This window comes from Arthrobacter sp. MDB1-55, from assembly GCF_059092925.1.
The window spans coordinates 684,336-701,752 of record NZ_JBNHID010000002.1 but is presented as its reverse complement, the minus strand read 5'-3'; the positions used below and the strand labels follow the sequence as shown (position 1 = coordinate 701,752).

The 17,417-nt window shown below is 62.7% G+C and carries 15 protein-coding genes; 2 read left to right on the top strand and 13 right to left on the bottom strand.

Going from position 1 to position 17,417, the window contains the following annotated elements:
• Nucleotides 1-16: 16 nt before the first annotated feature.
• From AC5RU3_RS10605 to AC5RU3_RS10575, 7 genes are all read right to left on the bottom strand, one after another.
• Complete coding sequence (locus AC5RU3_RS10605; RefSeq protein ID WP_309123832.1) at nt 17-1,504, bottom strand: GH1 family beta-glucosidase; 1,488 nt, start codon at nt 1,502-1,504, stop codon at nt 17-19.
• Complete coding sequence (locus AC5RU3_RS10600) at nt 1,504-2,406, bottom strand: carbohydrate ABC transporter permease (protein WP_309072390.1); 903 nt, start codon at nt 2,404-2,406, stop codon at nt 1,504-1,506. Before AC5RU3_RS10600 ends, AC5RU3_RS10605 begins: the two co-directional genes overlap by 1 nt.
• A complete protein-coding gene (locus AC5RU3_RS10595) occupies nt 2,403-3,533 on the bottom strand; it encodes a carbohydrate ABC transporter permease (RefSeq protein ID WP_493965480.1) in 1,131 nt (376 codons plus the stop codon). Before AC5RU3_RS10595 ends, AC5RU3_RS10600 begins: the two co-directional genes overlap by 4 nt.
• Before the next feature lie 60 nt (nt 3,534-3,593).
• Nucleotides 3,594-4,889 carry an ABC transporter substrate-binding protein gene (locus tag AC5RU3_RS10590; RefSeq protein ID WP_309072393.1) on the bottom strand — a complete coding sequence of 432 codons (1,296 nt, stop codon included), beginning with the start codon at nt 4,887-4,889 and terminating at the stop codon, nt 3,594-3,596.
• A 287-nt stretch (nt 4,890-5,176) separates the two neighbouring features.
• Entirely contained in the window at nt 5,177-7,474 is a 2,298-nt protein-coding gene (locus AC5RU3_RS10585) for a beta-galactosidase (RefSeq protein WP_493965479.1), read from the bottom strand.
• 96 nt (nt 7,475-7,570) lie between these two features.
• Complete coding sequence (locus AC5RU3_RS10580; RefSeq protein ID WP_493965478.1) at nt 7,571-8,074, bottom strand: MarR family winged helix-turn-helix transcriptional regulator; 504 nt, start codon at nt 8,072-8,074, stop codon at nt 7,571-7,573.
• 106 nt (nt 8,075-8,180) lie between these two features.
• Entirely contained in the window at nt 8,181-8,354 is a 174-nt protein-coding gene (locus AC5RU3_RS10575) for a hypothetical protein (protein ID WP_493965477.1), read from the bottom strand.
• Between the two features lie 250 nt (nt 8,355-8,604).
• Here AC5RU3_RS10575 and AC5RU3_RS10570 point away from each other — a divergent pair, with 250 nt between their 5' ends.
• Entirely contained in the window at nt 8,605-9,645 is a 1,041-nt protein-coding gene (locus AC5RU3_RS10570) for a zinc-dependent alcohol dehydrogenase family protein (protein WP_493965476.1), read from the top strand.
• Between the two features lie 134 nt (nt 9,646-9,779).
• On the opposite strand, the gene AC5RU3_RS10565 is transcribed toward AC5RU3_RS10570, so the two are convergent.
• From AC5RU3_RS10565 to AC5RU3_RS10540, 6 genes are all read right to left on the bottom strand, one after another.
• A complete protein-coding gene (locus AC5RU3_RS10565) occupies nt 9,780-11,384 on the bottom strand; it encodes a sulfatase-like hydrolase/transferase (protein WP_493965475.1) in 1,605 nt (534 codons plus the stop codon).
• Entirely contained in the window at nt 11,381-12,235 is an 855-nt protein-coding gene (locus tag AC5RU3_RS10560; RefSeq protein WP_375164435.1) for an ABC transporter ATP-binding protein, read from the bottom strand. The genes AC5RU3_RS10565 and AC5RU3_RS10560 overlap by 4 nt, the downstream gene beginning before the upstream one ends.
• Nucleotides 12,232-13,008: an ABC transporter permease gene (locus AC5RU3_RS10555; RefSeq protein ID WP_493965474.1), complete on the bottom strand. Its 777-nt coding sequence runs from the start codon at nt 13,006-13,008 to the stop codon at nt 12,232-12,234. The genes AC5RU3_RS10560 and AC5RU3_RS10555 overlap by 4 nt, the downstream gene beginning before the upstream one ends.
• Nucleotides 13,005-13,781, bottom strand: coding sequence for an ABC transporter permease (locus AC5RU3_RS10550; RefSeq protein ID WP_309072543.1), 777 nt, complete (start codon nt 13,779-13,781; stop codon nt 13,005-13,007). The genes AC5RU3_RS10555 and AC5RU3_RS10550 overlap by 4 nt, the downstream gene beginning before the upstream one ends.
• 30 nt (nt 13,782-13,811) lie before the next feature.
• Nucleotides 13,812-14,801, bottom strand: coding sequence for an ABC transporter substrate-binding protein (locus AC5RU3_RS10545; protein WP_493965473.1), 990 nt, complete (start codon nt 14,799-14,801; stop codon nt 13,812-13,814).
• 70 nt (nt 14,802-14,871) lie between these two features.
• Entirely contained in the window at nt 14,872-16,605 is a 1,734-nt protein-coding gene (locus AC5RU3_RS10540; RefSeq protein ID WP_493965472.1) for an amidohydrolase, read from the bottom strand.
• Between the two features lie 171 nt (nt 16,606-16,776).
• Between AC5RU3_RS10540 and AC5RU3_RS10535 the strand changes: the two genes are divergently transcribed.
• Nucleotides 16,777-17,400, top strand: coding sequence for a TetR/AcrR family transcriptional regulator (locus AC5RU3_RS10535; RefSeq protein WP_309072193.1), 624 nt, complete (start codon nt 16,777-16,779; stop codon nt 17,398-17,400).
• Nucleotides 17,401-17,417: the final 17 nt, after the last annotated feature.

The following is a 17,417-nucleotide window of genomic DNA, read 5'->3' as shown; positions in this document are numbered from 1 at the left end:
TCCACTCTAGGTCGGCTCAGGTCCCGGACGCCGCCAGGACCTGTCCTTTCAGTGGTTTCACCTCCTCGTTCGCCCTCGCAGTGTCGATCAGCTTCCGGTAAGCATGGCCGCTGTCTTTAATTGTCCGCTCGAAGGAGTTGTAGTCCACTCGCACGATCCCGAACCGTTTGCCGTAGCCCCAGGACCACTCGAAGTTATCGAGCAGGGACCACACGAAATATCCGCGCACGTCCGCTCCGGCGTCGATGGCTTCGCCAACGGCGGCGACGTGATCGAGGACAAAGCTGGTGCGCTCGGCGTCGTGCACATCACCGTCAGCACTGACGACGTCGTCGTAAGCTGCACCGTTCTCCGTGACGTACAGCGGCGGCAGGGTGGGGTACTCCTCCCCCAGACGGACCAGCAGCTTCCGCAGACCGTCCGGATTCACCTCCCAGTTCATGGCTGTGCGCGGCAGTCCGCGGGTGGGGAACGCGATATCCTCCGATCCGATCCAGCACGACGACGTCTGGCGGGAAGCTCCACCCGAGTGGCCGTCCCCACCTTCGTGATCCGGGTGACCGCTGATCAGATCGTCGTGATAGTGGTTGACTCCGAGGAAATCAAGGGGCGTTCCGATGATCTCGAGGTCACCGAACTGGATGACCTCCTGGATGCCGAACTGGTCGAGGTCCGTGAGCGTGTCTTGCGGGTAAGCGCCGCGCAGGATGGGGTCCAGGAAGATGCGGTTCTGGAGTGAGTCGAATCTGCGGGCCGCATCCAGGTCCACCGGATCTGCGGGATCGCGGGGGATCGAGTTGCTGAGGTTCAGCGTGATGCCCAGGTGCTGTGCCCCGCGCGAGCGGAGTGCGTTGACCGCCAACCCGTGTGCAAGATGCTGATGGTGGATTGCGGCGACTGCAGCGCGGGGCTCCTGCCTGCCCGGGGCATGAACGCCGGCAGCATAACCGAGCAAGGAGGAGCAGAACGGTTCGTTGAACGTGGTCCAGTGCTGCACGCGGTCACCTAGCGCCGAGTAGACGTCGTTGGCATAGTCCACGAACCGGTAGGCGGTGTCCCGGTTGGCCCATCCACCCTTTTCCTCCAGCGCCTGCGGCAGGTCCCAGTGGTACAGGGTCAGCCAGGGGAGTATCCCTGCTTCGAGGAGTTCATCCACCAGCCGGGAGTAGAAGTCGAGTCCTTCGGCGTTCGGTCCACGGTCACCCGGACGTACCCGTGCCCAGCTCGTGGAGAAGCGGTAGGAGCCAAGGCCCAGTTCCTTCATGATCCGGACGTCTTCCGGCATGCGGTCATAGTGCTGAACCGCATGCTTGAGGGTGTCACCGTTGGCGATGGCCCCGGGTACGCGCGCAAAGGCGTCCCAGATGCTGTCCTCCTTGCCGCCCTCGTGGCTGGCTCCTTCGACCTGCGCGGCCGCCGTGGCTGAACCCCAGAGGAATCCTTTCGGCCACGTCCTTGTCAGGTTCCCCGCCGATGTTTCATGGTGTGTTTCGTCAAGCGGCATTAGCCCTTCACTGCTCCTTGCATAATTCCTGAGATGAGTTGTTTTCCGGCGAGCACAAACAGCACCAGCAGGGGGAGCGTTGCCATAACGGCTCCCGCGAGGACTACCGAATAGTCCACGTACCTGCCTGCTTGGAGCTGGCTGAGCGCGGTCTGGAGTGTTGGGTTGCCGGCGTCGAGCACCAGCAGTGGCCAGAGGAAGTCGGTCCACGCTGTCATGAAGGTGAACAAGCCCAGAATCGCCATTGCCGGCCGCGCGGCGGGAACCGCCACATGCCAGAAGGTGGAAATCATGGACGCGCCGTCCATGCGGGCCGATTCGATGAGTTCGTCCGGGATGACATCCACAAGGTACTGGCGCATGAAGAACACGCCGAACGCGGTGACGAGGGTCGGGATCACGACGGCGCCGATCTCACCCGTCCAGCCGAGGGTACGCATCATCATGAACAACGGAATGATGCCCAGCTGTGTGGGGATCGCCATGGTGGCGATTACCGCGACCATCAGGCCGTCCCGTCCCCTGAAGCGAAGCTTCGCGAAGGCGTAGCCTGCCAGTGTTGAGAAGACCACGACCGAGACCGTGATGATGCCGGAAATCAGGACGCTGTTCCCGAGTGCCAGCCAGAAAGGGATGGTGTCGAAGACTTCGCCGACGTTGGTCCAGAAGTTCCCTCCGGGAAAGAGCGGCGGCCAGGTCTGCCCCAGCGCTTCGTTGGAACGGCTGCCGATGATGACGGACCACCAGAGCGGATAGGCGGAGGCGAGGAAGAAGGCAAACAACAATCCATAGGTCAGAAAACCTGGACGGTGTCCATTGCCGAACAACTTCCTCCGAAGAACCGGCGGGCGCGCGCTCCGGTCGCCGGCGGCGGTCCGTGCTCTGTTGTCGATGGCCGTCATTGCCCTCTCCTCGTGGTCGGGTTTCCTGCGGTATCCGTCTGCCGGTCGGATGGTTCCTGCTCCCTCGAAGGGGCGGGCGGCTGGGACCCGATCGCGGGGAGTACGACGGCGGGAGCCGCAGAGCTTTTCCCACGCCAGCCCCCCGGCCGGTGACGGCGCGAACGTCCGTCACCGGTGGTCGCGATGCGCCGCGAGATCAGCCAGTTCACCAAGCCGAAGAGGACAATGATGAGAAACAGGAGCCACGCTATGGTTGCGGCCTTTCCGAAGTTCTGACGTTGGAACGCCATCTCCCACAGGTAGAGCACGGTGGTCTGGAACTGTCGTGCGGTTCCACCCGCTGTCCTGGGGTCGTAGAGCTTCGGTTCGGTGAAGATCTGGAGGCCACCGATGGTGGCGGTGATCACCACGAAAATCATGGTGGGCCGGATGCTCGGAAGTGTGATGTTGAAGAAGCGGCGGAACGGCCCGGCGCCGTCGATCGCGGCGGATTCATAGATGTCCCGCGGCACGGCCTGCATTGCCGCCAGCAGGATCAGGGCGTTGTACCCGGTCCACCGCCAGTTCACCATGGTGGCAATCGCGATGTGACTGGGCAGGGTTTCGTTCAACCACATGATCCGGTCGACGCCGAAGCTTGCGAGGATGTTGTTGATGAGGCCGTACTGTTCGCCGAACATGTTCGTGAAGATCAGCGCCACGGCGACAGGGGTGACGATGTACGGGAGCAGAATGCTCATGCGCCAGAAGGTCTTGGCACGCAGGTTCTGATCCAGAACCGCAGCAATGGCGGTTGCGACGACCAGCTGCGGAATGGTGGAGAGCAGGAAGATGCTCACGGTATTGAAGAGGGAATTCCAGAAGAACCTGTCCTGGAGTACCTCGCCGAAGTTTCGCAGGCCCACGAACTCGCCCTGCCCCTTCAACAGGTGCCAGTCGAAAAGAGAAACGACGAACGTGTAGCCAAGGGGGAAGAGCCCCACGAGGCCGAACAGGACGAAGAACGGGGCTATGTAGAGATAGGGTGACGCTTTCACGTCGAGGATGTTCAGTCGCTGACGGAAGGTCGGTGCAGTTTTTCTGGCAGCTGGGTTGCCCGCTGCGGGGCGATTCAGTGTCGTGGTCATGGCGATTCCAGATCCATCAGGGGGCCTCCGGTTGTGCCGGAGGCCCCACAGCCGATGCTGCTAGTTGTTGACCACGAGGTCGTTGAGGAGCTTGACCGCTTCATCCCAGGCTTCATCGGCGGTTCCTGTGCCGGTGTCGAGCATGTTCAGCGCCGGCGCGAAAACGCTCTCCTGGATCACGGAATCGTGCGGGCCCTTGAACTGGGCGACGACGCCTTCGGCACGCGAGGCGAAGATTGCACCGTACGGAGCGTCGTTGAAGAGCTCGTTCGGCACCGCATCCTCAACGATTTTCTGCTGGGCTTCGAGGGTGCTCGGGAAGTTATTCGCGGCAGCAGACTGCTTGACCTGCTGCTCAGGGGCCGTCAGCCAAGCGGCGAGCTTGGCTGCTTCAGCAGGGTGCTCGGAGCTTTCGGGAACGGAAAGGAACGCTCCGCCCCAATTCGAGGCACCGCCCGGGAAGACATCGGCTACGTCCCAGCCACTCTCGGGTCCACCGCCAGCGGATTCAAGTTGTTCCTTGATGGTGCCGAGCATCCACGCGGGGCAGACATGAACCGCGAACGAGCCATCGACGAAGGCCTTGCCCTTCCCCCAGTCGAACTGCTTCTGGTTGGCCGACAGGCCATCCGCCGTACCGGCAGCGAGGAGATCGAACTTGGCGCGCATCGCCTCGTTGCCTTCGACGTTCAGCTCGCCATCGGTGGTGTAGTAGCCCTCTTCCATCTGGTTCACCATGGAGTTCCAGACGAACGACGACTGGTCGTACCAGGCTTTGCCTGTCGCCTCGTGATACTGGCGGCCCAGGTCGAAGTAGGTCTCCCAGGTGGCGTCGTCGCCGCCGAAGAGTTCGGCGACTTCCTCGCGGTCAGTAGGGAAGCCTGCTTCCTCGAAGAGGTCCTGGTTGAAGCACAGTGCCTGCGGCCCGATGTCGGTGCCGTAGCCGATCACGCGGCCATCGGGGTCGGTGCCCTGCTCGAATTTCCAGTCAACCCAGTTGGCTTTGATGTCCTGTGCACCGTGCTCGTTGAGGTCTACGAACTGGTCCGACACCTCCATGATGGAGCCGAGCCAGCCCTCTTCAACTGCCACGACGTCACTGAGACCGGATCCGGCCGCGAGTTTGGTGAACGCGTCTGTGCGGGCATTGGCACTGCCGTCGATGTTCGTCGCCTCAATGGTCACGCCAGGGTTTGCTTCTTCGTACTCGGCGTACAGATCGTCGTAGCCGAAGTTGCCGAAGGTGGTAACGGTGAGCTCGACGGGGTTCTCGGCGCTGGCCGGTTCGTCGCTGTTGCTGCCGCAGCCGGTGGCTACGAGTGCCAGGGTTACGGTGCCGGTGAGGGCGGTGATCATTCTGGTGCGTCGTGAAAGAATCACGGTCACTCCTTTGTGTGCGTGCTTGAGCGGAAGGGGACATGGGAGTTCGCACCGACTGACCTTCGCTCGGGGCGTTGTCAGACCAACGGGGGACGGCTTGGTGCGGGAGTTGATAGAGCGCTCCATCAGCAGTTCGATCAATCTACAGATGATCTGCGTCACATGTCAATAGAGCGCTCCATCATATTTCCAGGGCGCGGTTCGATAGTGCCGGACTCGCTGCATCTCAGGCGGCAGAGGCAGTAGCGCGGCTGTCTACAGGGTCAGAATCGTTCGGCGAGCTGGACGGTCCCGACGGTGACAACAGCGGCACGGGTGATGTCCGCCGTCGGCCGTACCAGTGAGGATTTTATGCGGGCAGCGGCCTCGGGAAGCCAAATGGGTGTGTCGGCGCTCAGCGGGTGGATCTGAACCTCCACCTCGCGGTGGTTGGCGGCCTCGCCCGGGGTGATGTCAATGTCCCAGGCTGATCCGTTCCAGAAAACGTCCTCTTTCCGGCCCTCAAAGAACGACGACGCCACGTCGCCGACGATCTCCAGCCTCAGCAACGAGCGGACACCCGCCGCCGCTTCCCCCTTGACCGTGATCCGGAACCGCGCGGCGTGGCGACTGAACTGCTCGGGACTCGGCGCCGAAGCGCGGCCCGGTACGCCGATGGTTGCAGGCGGCGGCGGAGAGACGGGAGCAATTTCCTCAACCACGACCTGGAACTTCTGCTCCGGCAGGCGAACTGAGTGACGGGAGAAAAACTCGCTGTCGTTGGGGCCGCCCAACGGAGGGAAGACAGACACCTCAGCTGGCTCCGGTGCAATCACGGCCAGACTGCCGTCCTGCTCAACGATGCCGCTGCGGGAGAGCACCAGCCTTCGGGCACCCCCGATAACGGGCGTCCACGCTTCCAACGCCTGTGCAGCCGAAAGAATCAACAGGCGCAGCCTGGCGCCGGAGGTGCTGGTGAGGAGAATGAGGCCCGGCTGAAGGTCCTCAAGCACCAGTTCTCCGTCCCTCTCCACGCCGGGATGACCGTCGACCCGGTAACCGGCCGGTACGGCGAGGTGTGCATCGACACCCTCATGGGTCGCGAATACCAGGACGGGAGGCTCATCGTCCTGTTCTAGAACAGTCAGGACGCTCAGCGTCGCCCAACGTACGACGACGCCGCCCACCTCCAGTTGGATCAGCCAGGACATGAACTCCCCCGGCGGAATCGTGACGGGGCGATGTGGGAAGCTGACTTGTCCGTCAGCGAGGGTGATCTCGAACTGGGTGCCTGCGTGGGCAGGCAACGGTTCGAAGGGCCGATGGTTGTTGATGAAGACGAACCCGCTTCTGCCGTCGCTGCGCAGAGCCCAGCGCAGGCCGCCGTCGTCGTCGTTGTCTGGAATGGTGGCGTTCATCGCCGCGAGGCGGGATCCGAAAGCGTCCAGGAACGAGTGCTGATTCCGCAGCCGGTGGAAGCTTTCACGGGTTTGGAGGTGCGCCCCGATGGGAGCCGCGAAGTCGTAGTTGAACTCAGGGAGATCGTTCGGGTAGCCGGTAGCGTGCGACTCCTGTAGCGCGTTCCGAGGGTTCGTGCCGCCGACATACATGTAGTAGCCCTGCCAGGTTGACCCGCTTCCCAGCTTGCACAGCGCCACTGCGGCGATATCGCGGGCGGTTGGTGCAGGACGGCGGTGGTAGGCGGTGGCCATACCTCCACCGAGTTCACAGGTGGCAGCAGGGAAATCGGGGTGCTTGGCGCCGACAACACCGGTCCAGTTCTTGCCTGCGAGGTCCTTGCCGATGCCGGGATCGTCCCACTGGTGGGAGAAGGTGAAGTGGGCCTGAAAGCTTTCGTCCCAGCCCTGGTCGGAGTCCACCCAGAAGCCGTCCGAGTATCCACCGTAGAGCGGGAAGACCTCACCGATCGAAATATCGGCACTCCCCCAGGCGGTCGCCGTCCATAGCGGCGCGTGCAGCCCCGCCTCACGCGCGATGTCCTTCAGGGCGAGGATGTGATCCGGCTGGTCGTACAGTTCGTTCTCGAGCTGGATGCCGATCACCGGTCCGTGGCTCCCGCACAGCTCTGCGACCTCCCTGCCGATGAAGCCGAACCAGGTCCGGACGGCCTCCAAATAAGCGGGATCATTCGTGCGCTCGGCATAGTCGGCGTCGACCACCCAGTCGGGATGACCACCGTTGCGGACCTCACCATGACACCAGGGTCCCAGCCGAAGGATGACCTCCAGCCCTGTCTCCGCGCAGAGTGCCACGAAAGCTGCCAGGTCCAGGTTCCCCTCAAAGCTCGGTTCATCCTCGCCTGGCTGGTGATGAATCCAGAAGATGTAGGTCGCTACAACAGTTACGCCTCCGGCCTTCATGAGCTGCAATGCCTCTGCCCACCGCTCCCGGGGCTGGCGGCTGTAGTGCATTTCGCCGGTGACCGGTATCCATGGCTGCCCGTTTCGGAGGATGCTCCGGCTGGTGAGTCCGAGTCCCGGCCGGTGATCAACGTCGTTGGCCATCCGTGGGCGGGTTTCGGGAGCATCCCAGGCGCGGTGGGTGATCTTCAAAGGGGGCATGACCCGACGGTAAGCGTTTTCCGAGCATGCGGCAAGGGTCCCCAGATGAGAGCTCTGGTCATATCCGGCCAGAGCTCTATCCCAAGATATTCGCCGTCAGACGGCTGCGGAGCGCGACCCGCCGTCGTCACCCTCGTGGGGGCTTATCTTTGGTACCAGCTTCAGGGTTGGACGTTTCTGGTCCGCACCGGCATCGAGGCCGAGCGCCCTGATGCGGTTGATGAGTTCGGTTCGCAGTTGTTCGTCGGAACCCAGTGTGCGCTCCTGCTCCTCTTCAAGCGCGTCCGCACGGGCTATCAGCTTCCGCCCTTCTTGAGTGATACGCAGCTGAACGTCATGCTTGTCGCTCGATCTCGCGCTTTGCGCGATCAGCTCACTCAACACGAGCCGATCAATCACCTTGGCCAGGGTCTCAGGCCGCACACGAAGCCGCTCAGCCAACTCGGACTGACCCATGGCGGGCCCCTGGGAGAGGACACGAAGGGCGGCGAAACCGGCCGGAGTGATCCCCAGACCCCGGAAGAGATCGGTCGAGGTGTTTTCGGTCAATCGGGCGGCGGTGTTGAGAAGCCGGCTAGTAGGCCAATTGGCAAAATCCATCATCATCCCCACTGCCGCATATGAGCGGCATCAGTAACACTCCCCGGTGGCTCAGGACCTCAGCCAGGAGTAGGAGCTTGAGTAAATGGCTGCACTGCCGGGGCGGTCAGCTTGCGACGAGCCGGCCTGCTCGGGACTCGGGAACTACTGCGGCAGATTCTCCACTTTCCCGGCGATCCAGCTCTGCCCGGACCTCGTCCAGGCGCACTTCGGTCTCATAAGAGAACCAGCCGTTGGAGTATTCTGCGTCCATCTGACGCCGCAGCCTGCTATGCAGCACATGCACAGCTTGATCTTCCAAGAGCTCCAGATTTTCTGGCATCGGGGTGCTCGGGGTCAATCTGAATTTGCTATTCATTACAACTCCTCCACAGACACGAACCACCATCAGGGAATTTGTAGCTTACCGAAAATCAGTAGCGATGCAATCTGCATCACTACAATCACGTTTCAATCACGAGGGGTTACAGGATGCTGCCGGAAGGGCCGGTGACGCGCATCGAAGGTATTCGGCAGCTTAGACTCCAGCAATGCGCGCAGTAGTTGTTGATGAGGTTCAAGGGGTGCCGGAGGTACGCGAGGTGCCTGCGCCTTCCGTGCAGCCCGACGGCGTCGTCGTCGAAGTCAGGGCGACCGGTCTGTGCCGCAGTGACTGGCACGCCTGGGCCGGGCACGACGACATCGCGTACCCCCACGTACCGGGCCACGAACTGGCCGGTGTCATCATCGAGGTCGGAACCGGCGTCGTTCGCTGGAAGGTGGGCGACCGCATCACGGTTCCCTTCGTATGTGGCTGTGGCCGTTGTGAATGGTGCCTCGCCGGTGACGCCCAAATCTGCCCTCACCAGCAACAGCCCGGGTTCACCCACTGGGGATCGTTCGCCGAGTACGTCGCTTTGCACGCTGCCGACATGAATCTGGTGGCCATTCCCGAGGCGGTGGGTTTCTCCACAGCTGCCAGTCTGGGTTGCAGATTTGCGACGGCATATCGCGCGTTGGTCGGGCGGGCACGAATCCAGCCGGGTGAGTGGGTCACGGTAATCGGAGCCGGCGGGGTCGGACTGAGTGCGGTGATGATTGCCCAGGCGATCGGTGCCAGGGTGATTGCTGTTGACCGGAACTCCGAGGCGCTGTCGGTAGCTTCCCGGCTAGGCGCAGAACACACGCTAATTGCCTACGGCGGGACCGACCTTCCTGCTGTGGTCAGCGACATCACGGGCGGCGGGAGCCATGTCGCCGTCGATGCCGTCGGCAGCGAGCAGACCTCCGCCGACGCCATTTTGAGCCTCCGGCGTCGCGGCAGGCACGTGCAGATTGGACTGATCCCTCCGATCGGCGGGCATCCCCGGGTGCCCATGGCCCGGGTGATCGCATGGGAGCTCGATGTGCTGGGCAGCCATGGCATGGCGGCCGTCGACTATCCGGCAATGCTGGCCCTCATTGAGCAGGGTTCGCTGCGCCCCGATCTGTTGATCGAACGAACCGTGGGTCTCGCGGAGGCGGCTGTGCTGTTGCCCGGGTTCGACCGGGCAAAGCCTGCCGGGATGACGATCATCGACCCGGCGCGCTGAAGGGTCCATTCGCCAGGGCCATACCTGACCCCCGTCAGGGGAGAGCTCATGAGGGAAGTCGATCAGTCAATACTGACAGACAACAGGAAAGGGCGGCACCGACCGGTGCCGCCCTTCGCTGTTCCATGAGCACGTCAGGCAGCCGCCGTTGGAGCAACACCAAACTCCGCCAGGGCAGCCATCTCCTCGAGCATTGACGTCGTAAGCTCAGCCAACAAGCCCCCCGCCTGTGGGTCGTCGGCGAGGTTGTTCAGCTCGTCGGGATCCGCTAGATGGTCATACAGCTCGGTGATTCCTGTTCCGAAGTAGCGCGTCAGTCGTCCCTTTGGCGTGATCACCGAGCGCGTCCACACAGGAGCGGGCAGGCCCGAAAGCCCGAACGGCTGGTCCTCCTCGATGATGAGTCCTGTCCTCACCGAATCGGTCCGCCCGTCGAGTAACGGCACCAGAGACTTGCCCTGAATACCCCGATATGGCGCGGCACCGGTCAGTTCGAGCAGCGTCGGTGCAAGGTCCGCCGTCGAAACGAGCGCATCCAGGGAGCCTGGCGCCTGCCCAGGAATTCTCATGGTCAACGGAACGTTGGTCACGGCACGGTAGTGGCTGAAATGCTTGAGCATCAGCCCGTGATCCCCGAACAGATCGCCGTGGTCACTGGTGAAAACCACGATCGTGTCCTCGGCCAAACCGTTCTCCTCCAGTGCTGAGAGCACCTCACCGATGTGCTTATCCATCAGGCTGATAAGCCCGTACTGCGCCGCCGCTGCTGCTCTGTACTGCTCCTCCGTTGCCGCCCAGGTCATGGTCGGATCGCTGTTGGGCGTCCCTCGGTGCTCAATCATCTCCCGGATGTGGGGAGGAGACTTCGAATGGTCCTGATGGAATCCAACCGGCAGATCAACCTCCTCCGGTGAGTACATGTCTGCATAACCATCCGGCGGTGAGAACGGATGGTGCGGATCGGGGAAGGAGACAAACATGAAGAACGGTTGCTCCTGCTGCGCGAACTTGTTGATGTGCTCCACGGCCTTGGTGCCCACATAGGCGCTCGGGTGCAGGTCCGGTGGTACAGAGGTCTTGTACACCTGCTCCCAGTCCGCGAGCCGGACCGCCGCATTCTCGGGACCGCCGCTCGTGTAGGGATCGACGCCGTGATCCCGCGCCCAGTGCACATAGTGGCCTCCCGGACGGTCACCATGGCCAATGACCAGGTCGACGTGCTGGTACCCGTAGTAATCCGGAGGCAATGGAATGAAGGACCTGTCGTGGGCCGCCTTATCCTCCCACTTGTCCCATCCTGGCTCCCGCCGCCGGGACCACGCGTCCAGGACCGGCGTGAGCAACAAGGGGCTGGTGTCCTCCATCTGTGCCAGCTGTTCCGGCTCGAAGTCCCAGCCCATGTTCTGGTGGTGCAGCTTGCCGACAGCCGTCGTCACGTACCCAGTGCAAGCGAGCGATCGCACCACATTGTTCGCATCCGGGTCCATGGTGATTCCGTTGCAGCGCGTCCCGTGCGCAGAGGGCCAGCGTCCGGTGACGAGGCTTGCTCGATTCGGCATACAGGTCGGGTTTGTCACCATCGCCTCGGTGAACACGACGCTCTCCCCCGCCAACCGGTCGATGTTCGGCGTCCGGACCACAGGATTGCCCGCAAACCCCAGGTGATCCGCCCGCAACTGATCCGCTATGAAGACAAGGACGTTGGGCCGTTTCCCCGTGTCTGTAGGATGCGGAATCATGCGGGCCTCTTGATAAGAGAAAGCACATCGGTGCGCTGCCGGGCGAACTCAGGCAGCGAGCGGGTGGTGATCTGATCGCGAGGAGCTGGAAGGTCAACGTCCACGATTTTGAGCACCTTCGCAGGCTTGGACCCGAGCACAACTACGCGGTCGGAGAGGTAGACCGCCTCGTCGATGTCGTGGGTGACCACGAGGATGGTCATGCCGAAGTCCTGCCGGATCTTCAGACACAGGTCCTCCAGGTCGAACCGCGTCTGCGCGTCTACGGAGGCGAAAGGCTCGTCCATGATGAGGATCTCCGGCCGGTAGGCGAGCGCGCGGGCTATTGCCACCCTTTGCTGCATTCCTCCCGACAACTGCCAGGGGTACTGGTGCTCCGCGTGACTGAGCCCCACTGCCTCCAGGGCACTGTCGCAGCGCTCCTTCGCCTCGGCCGCCGGGAGGCGCAGGTGCCGCAGCGGCAACATCAGGTTCTTGCGGACGGTGAGCCAGGGCATCAGTGACCGGTTGTAATCCTGGAAAACAAGGGCCATCTCGGGAGGCGGGCCCGAGATGGTGCGGCCATCGATGGACGCCTGTCCGCGGGTCGCGGGCTGTAGTCCTGCCAGACACTTGAGCAGCGTGGTCTTTCCGACACCGGATGGGCCAACAATGCAGACCATCTCGCCGGCGTTGACGGTGAAGGTCAGATCTTCGATGACAACCTTCGCCTTATCGCCGGTTCCGTAGGACTTCGCCAGACCATCGACACGGAGCCGCACCGTGGCGTCGGAGGAGACATTTGCTTCTGCCATGGGAGCCACCTGCCGGGTGTTCGTGTGAATGTGCGCGGGAGCGGTTCGTGTTTTCATGCCGTGCGGGCCAATCGTTTGGAGCCTACATACCAGGCCAGGACTTTGTTCTTGATGATTTCGAAGAGCAGGTTGGCCGCGAAGCCGATGATTCCGAGGAGCAGGATGCCCGCCCACATGTCGGAGATCATGAAGCTCTGCTGCGCGAGCAGCGTCATCGCCCCGATTCCCTGCGAGGAGCCGAGCATCTCCGACGCGATCATGACGATGAACGCGACCTGCAGGCTGACCTGCATACCGGAGGCGATGTGCGGCCCTGCTGCGGGCAGGTAGACCTGCACAATCTTCTCGCGGCGAGTCAGCCGATACACGGCGCTGACATCCTTCAGGCCAGAGTCGACACTGCGAATGCCGTCGACGGTGGCAATGAGGGTAGGAAAAAGCGCCGCGAGCGTGATGCTCAGAAGCCGCATCTCGACTCCGAAGCCAATCAGCGAGATGAAGATGGGGACCAGCGCCACCGGCGGTATACCGCGGAAGAAGTGGATCAGGGGGTCGAGGACCCACCGGGCTACGGGCACCAGGGCGATGATGAAACCCAGTCCGACACCAATGACGGTTGCCAGAGCGTACCCGAGGAGGAGATTCCTCAGACTGAGCAGCACGTCCGAGGTGAAGTGATCGAAGAGCCACAACGCCTGGAAGCGTTCGAGGATGATGCTCAAGGGAGGGAAAAATGTGTTGGTCGAGGTGCTGGACAGTGTCCACCACAGCGCGACCAACAGCAGGGGCGCTCCGACCCCGAGCGACCAGTTGACGGCTTTACGGTTCATGCGGGAAGCACCTCTCGGTAGGACGCGTGCCAGTGCAGTGTGCGGCGCTCAGCCAGGCGACTGACACCCTGGAAGATCAGGCCCAGCATGCCTAGGACCAGGACGTAGGCGTAAAGCGACGGGTAGTCTCCGCCGGCCTGGGCCTGGTAGATGCTTCGTCCCAGGCCTGGACCTCCGCCTAGCAGGCCGGCGACGACGGTGATCACCAACGCGGCCGGGGCTGCCACCCGCATGGCGGTGCCGATGAACGGCATCGCTGAGGGCAGGGTGACCCGTGCGAGCACCTCTGTGCGTCCCATGCCATAGCTGCGGGCCGTGTCCAGGGTGACCGGGTCGGCGTCGTGCACTCCGGCCACCGTCTGCATGATGATGGGCAGCACGCAACCGAAGAAGACCAGGAACCAGGCCATTTGTGTCGTGGGACCGTAAATCAGTACCACGAGGGGCAGAATCACGATCGGCGGGATCGGCTTGAGGAATTCCAGCACAGCGAGGGTCGCATAGCGGAATGGATCGAAACTGCCGATGAGGATCCCGAGAACGACGCCGATGACCGCTGCCGATCCCAGGCCGAGCAGCGAGATCAGGATCGTGTCTGCCAGCGAAGACCAGAACTCTCCGCTGGCAAGCAGTTGGGTGAGCTCGGTGAAGGTAGCGGAGAATGGAGGCAGTGGTCCACCGGCCATCGGAACGGTTGCGACAAACTGCCAGATCAGGATCGCGCCAACAATCCCACCGGCGCTGACGAGCAATTGCCGTAGTTGAGCGTTCATGGTGTGAACTCCTCGCAGACGGGGTAGAACCTATTCATTGACGATCAGGCTCTCGTCGATCGCTACTTCCTGTGGCAGGAAGCCCAATTCAACAAGGAGCGCGTTGACGCGCTGAAGGTCCTCGAGCCGTACCTCGGTGGGCCAGTAGACCTCGGCGCCTTCCTGCACTGTCTCCAGCGGCACGCCGGTGACTTCCGCGCCGACTTCCTCGGCTTCCTCGGGGTTGTTGTTGGCGTAGTCATTGGCCTTATTGATCGCACGGGCAAAGCCGGCCATCTCCTCCGACTTGTCCTCGACCGTCTGGGTACCGGCTACCCACAAGCCGACGGCGCCCTTCTCGAAGAATTCGATACCGGGCGAGGCCAGGCGCTGGTGGCCTTTGGTGCCGGCCTGAGCGGTGAAGGGTGAAATCAGCGCTGCGGCGTCAACGCGGTTCGAGTCCAGTGACTGCAGCGCGGAGGCCGGATCAAGCACCATCCAGTTGACCTTTTGGGGATCGCCGCCGGCGTCCGAGATGACCTTGGAGATGGTCACTTCCATCTGGGCTTTCCGTGCGGGTACGGAGACCGACTTACCTTCGAGGTCCTTCGGGTCCGTGATGGAGCTTCCCGCGGGTACGTACAATCCCGTGTCGTCCACGGTAGCCAGGTCCTCGGATTGCGCGGCGTCCTCTGCGTATCCGTCTGCCGCGGCAACGACCTTCAACGGCACATTCTGGCTCAAGGCATTGAGCAACGGGATCGACGGGGTGTAAGTCAAGTCGATCTGACCGCTCTGTGCGGCGGCAATACCGGCGGGCGGATTCGCGATGACGGTGGTCTCGACGGTGAGTCCCTCTTCTTCGAAGTAACCCTTGTCGATGGCCATCTGGATTGCCGCGTCGGATCCGATGCCGATGGTTCCCACCGTGAGGGTGGATGACTCTCCGGGGGCCGCGGCCTCATCGCCGCTGTTGCCTCCGCAGCCGGTCAGCATCAGGGCCGTTGCGGTGGCCAGTACTACTGGGATCTTGATACGCACAACTTCTCCTTGTATTTCGGGGTGGTGGTGTTGGAAGTGGGTGGTTGATTGATAGGTGTTCAGGTCGATGTCAGGGAACGCTTGTGTAGTTCACGTGGGCAGCCAGCGCTGACGGGTCGTGAACGACACGCCCTCCAGCCAGAGTCCAAAGGACGCGCCGTTCTGCGAGTTCAACGGCGCCAGCCGGCCAGGCCGCGTCAAGCACGCACAGATCGGCCACCATGCCGGGCAGTAGCCGTCCCTTGTAGTGATCCGCGTGATCCTGCCACGCGGGTAGCGACGTCATAGCAAGCAGTGCCTGCCCTGAGGTAATGCCTTCGGGGTCGTTTGGTGGGCCTTCGGAATGCACCGTGGCGCGCGTCATTGCTGCCGTCATGGTCTTACGCCAGTCGGTATCGGTGACCGGCGAATCGGAGGCGATGTTCAGGTGCACCCCTGCGCGAAAAGCCGATCCGAGTGGTTGGTGCCTGGCGAACCGCTCCTCGCCCATAATGCGCTTGACTACGTCACCGCCCGCAGCGCGGATCGAGGGGTTCGTACTGTAGCCGACCCCATGTGCTGCCAACCGGGGCAGCGACTCGTTGCTGCGGAAGGCGCCGTGGATGATGTAGTGCCGTGCGTCCCGCCCGTCTGCACGCTGTGCGGCGATGATCGCGTCGACGGCTGCCTCGCTGGCCGCATCTCCTGTGGCGTGAATACCTGCCTGGAGGCCGGCGTCGTGAATGAGCCTGACAATCTCATTCAGTTCGGCGATCCGTTCCTGGTCGTTCGCGCCAGCCACCACCATCGATCCGTGACTGCACTGTTCGCCGTAGGGCTCGCTCATCCATGCGGTTCCGCTACGGGGAGTCCCGTCAGCGAACACCTTCACGCCGGCGATGCGCAGTAGCTGGGAGTCGATGCCCCGGCCGGAATACAGATGGTGTAGGCCCGAGGCCAGGCCCTCGCCGACTGCTTGAGCGCTGATGCCGCCTGTGCCCGCAAAGAGCAGGAGCGCATTGATCCGCAATGAGAGCTCACCCGATTCGGCGAGGGAGCCGAGCAGTTCCAGTGACGGGACGGTGCAGGTGCCGTTGAGCAGGGAGGCACCTCCGGGTCCCAGGCCGGGCTCGGTCAGCGATGTGATTCCCTGCGAATGCAGCAGGGTCTGGTACTTGAGAACAGCATCACGCAGAGTCTGTGGAGGAACCTGGGGCATGGCGGTCGTGATGAATTCCATCGCGGCGTCCACGAAGAGTCCGTTGGGCAGGCCTGCGTCAGTTCGTCCGATCACGCCGCCGACGGGTACGCGCGGCTGCTCGGGAACGCCGGCCGCGTCCATGGCGGTGCGGTTGGCGAGCAACTGGTGCCCGGTCTGGTCGAAAGCAACCACGGGGGTTCCCGGCCGGAGGTGCAGCAGAGCCTGGGCTCCTCCTGGTCCGAGGACCACCTGATCCCAACCGTGTGCCCGAACCCAGCCATCTTCCGCTGGTGTCGCAAAGGTCAGCATCGCCGCCACCTCGCCCCAGTTTGCTGCAGCCTTGACGCCGATATCCAGATAACCGAAGTGGACCATTGCCGAGGCGACGAAGTGCAGGTGCGCGTCATTGATTCCAGGAAGGATCGCTCCTCCCTCCGCGTCGATGACCCTGGTCTTCGACGACACGAGTTCATTGAGCTCCGCCCCGCCTACAGCCTGGATGCGGCCGTCCCGGACGGCGACGGACGAGGCCGTACCCGAATCGACGACACCGACGCCTTCGGGCACCTGCCCATTGACGACGACGATGTCAGCAGCGGGAGAAGCATACGGGGAGCTCTTCAAGGGGGACCTCCGATGTGATCTGGATTACTCGTTTCCTCAAGTATGTCGTATGACTTGGTCACTTGACTAGAACTTTCTTGTAAAATGTATGTAACCCGCCTCAGAGCCCTCGCCTGCGGCGGTGGACGCAGGCAACTGCCTACACTGGTTCGGAAGACCGGAGGGGATGAGATGGCTCGAGTACCGACCGCTGAGCGACGGCTGCAGTTCGTCGAAGCCGCAGCGCGCGTCATTGCCAACGACGGCGTGAATGCCGCAACCACGCGCCGCATCGCGATGGAGGCGGAGGCTCCCCTCGCAGCGCTCCACTATTGCTTCAGGAATAAGGACGAGCTGCTCGAAGAGGTCTACAACTACCTCAGCCGTGACTACGCGAAGACGTTGCGGCCCGTGGAGGACCTCGATGCAGGCCTTGCCCACGTCGTCAGAGCACACGCACACCGTGTCTGGGAACGGATGCTGCGACTGCCGCACGAACAGGTCACCACTTTCGAACTCCTGTTGCGCCGGTTTCGGGTCGAGTCGGACGACGAAGCTCGCGCCCTGGCAATGAACCAATCCATGTACCACGGATGGATCGTGGCCACGCAGGAGCTGTTCGAGTCGGCAGCACGGGCGGCCGGCGAGGAGGTGCCTACGAATCTCGAACTGGTTGCCCGCCTGTTCATCTCCGGCATCGACGGAATCAGCATGCAGCACCTCGCGGATCCGAACCCGGAGCGCTCCCGAAAGCTCGTGGACATGCTGGCCGACAGCATCATCAGCGCATTGGAGTACGCTCCCGTCCACGCCTGAGCCGCGGGCTCGACGTC

What these genes read in the sequence shown, in the direction of transcription:
- AC5RU3_RS10605 (WP_309123832.1), bottom strand. Translation starts at nt 1,504, where the DNA reads ATGCCGCTTGACGAAACACACCATGAAACATCGGCGGGGAACCTGACA.
- AC5RU3_RS10600 (WP_309072390.1), bottom strand. Translation starts at nt 2,406, where the DNA reads ATGACGGCCATCGACAACAGAGCACGGACCGCCGCCGGCGACCGGAGC.
- AC5RU3_RS10595 (WP_493965480.1), bottom strand. Translation starts at nt 3,533, where the DNA reads ATGACCACGACACTGAATCGCCCCGCAGCGGGCAACCCAGCTGCCAGA.
- AC5RU3_RS10590 (WP_309072393.1), bottom strand. Translation starts at nt 4,889, where the DNA reads ATGATCACCGCCCTCACCGGCACCGTAACCCTGGCACTCGTAGCCACC.
- AC5RU3_RS10585 (WP_493965479.1), bottom strand. Translation starts at nt 7,474, where the DNA reads ATGCCCCCTTTGAAGATCACCCACCGCGCCTGGGATGCTCCCGAAACC.
- AC5RU3_RS10580 (WP_493965478.1), bottom strand. Translation starts at nt 8,074, where the DNA reads ATGGATTTTGCCAATTGGCCTACTAGCCGGCTTCTCAACACCGCCGCC.
- AC5RU3_RS10570 (WP_493965476.1), top strand. Translation starts at nt 8,605, where the DNA reads ATGCGCGCAGTAGTTGTTGATGAGGTTCAAGGGGTGCCGGAGGTACGC.
- AC5RU3_RS10565 (WP_493965475.1), bottom strand. Translation starts at nt 11,384, where the DNA reads ATGATTCCGCATCCTACAGACACGGGGAAACGGCCCAACGTCCTTGTC.
- AC5RU3_RS10560 (WP_375164435.1), bottom strand. Translation starts at nt 12,235, where the DNA reads ATGAAAACACGAACCGCTCCCGCGCACATTCACACGAACACCCGGCAG.
- AC5RU3_RS10555 (WP_493965474.1), bottom strand. Translation starts at nt 13,008, where the DNA reads ATGAACCGTAAAGCCGTCAACTGGTCGCTCGGGGTCGGAGCGCCCCTG.
- AC5RU3_RS10550 (WP_309072543.1), bottom strand. Translation starts at nt 13,781, where the DNA reads ATGAACGCTCAACTACGGCAATTGCTCGTCAGCGCCGGTGGGATTGTT.
- AC5RU3_RS10535 (WP_309072193.1), top strand. Translation starts at nt 16,777, where the DNA reads ATGGCTCGAGTACCGACCGCTGAGCGACGGCTGCAGTTCGTCGAAGCC.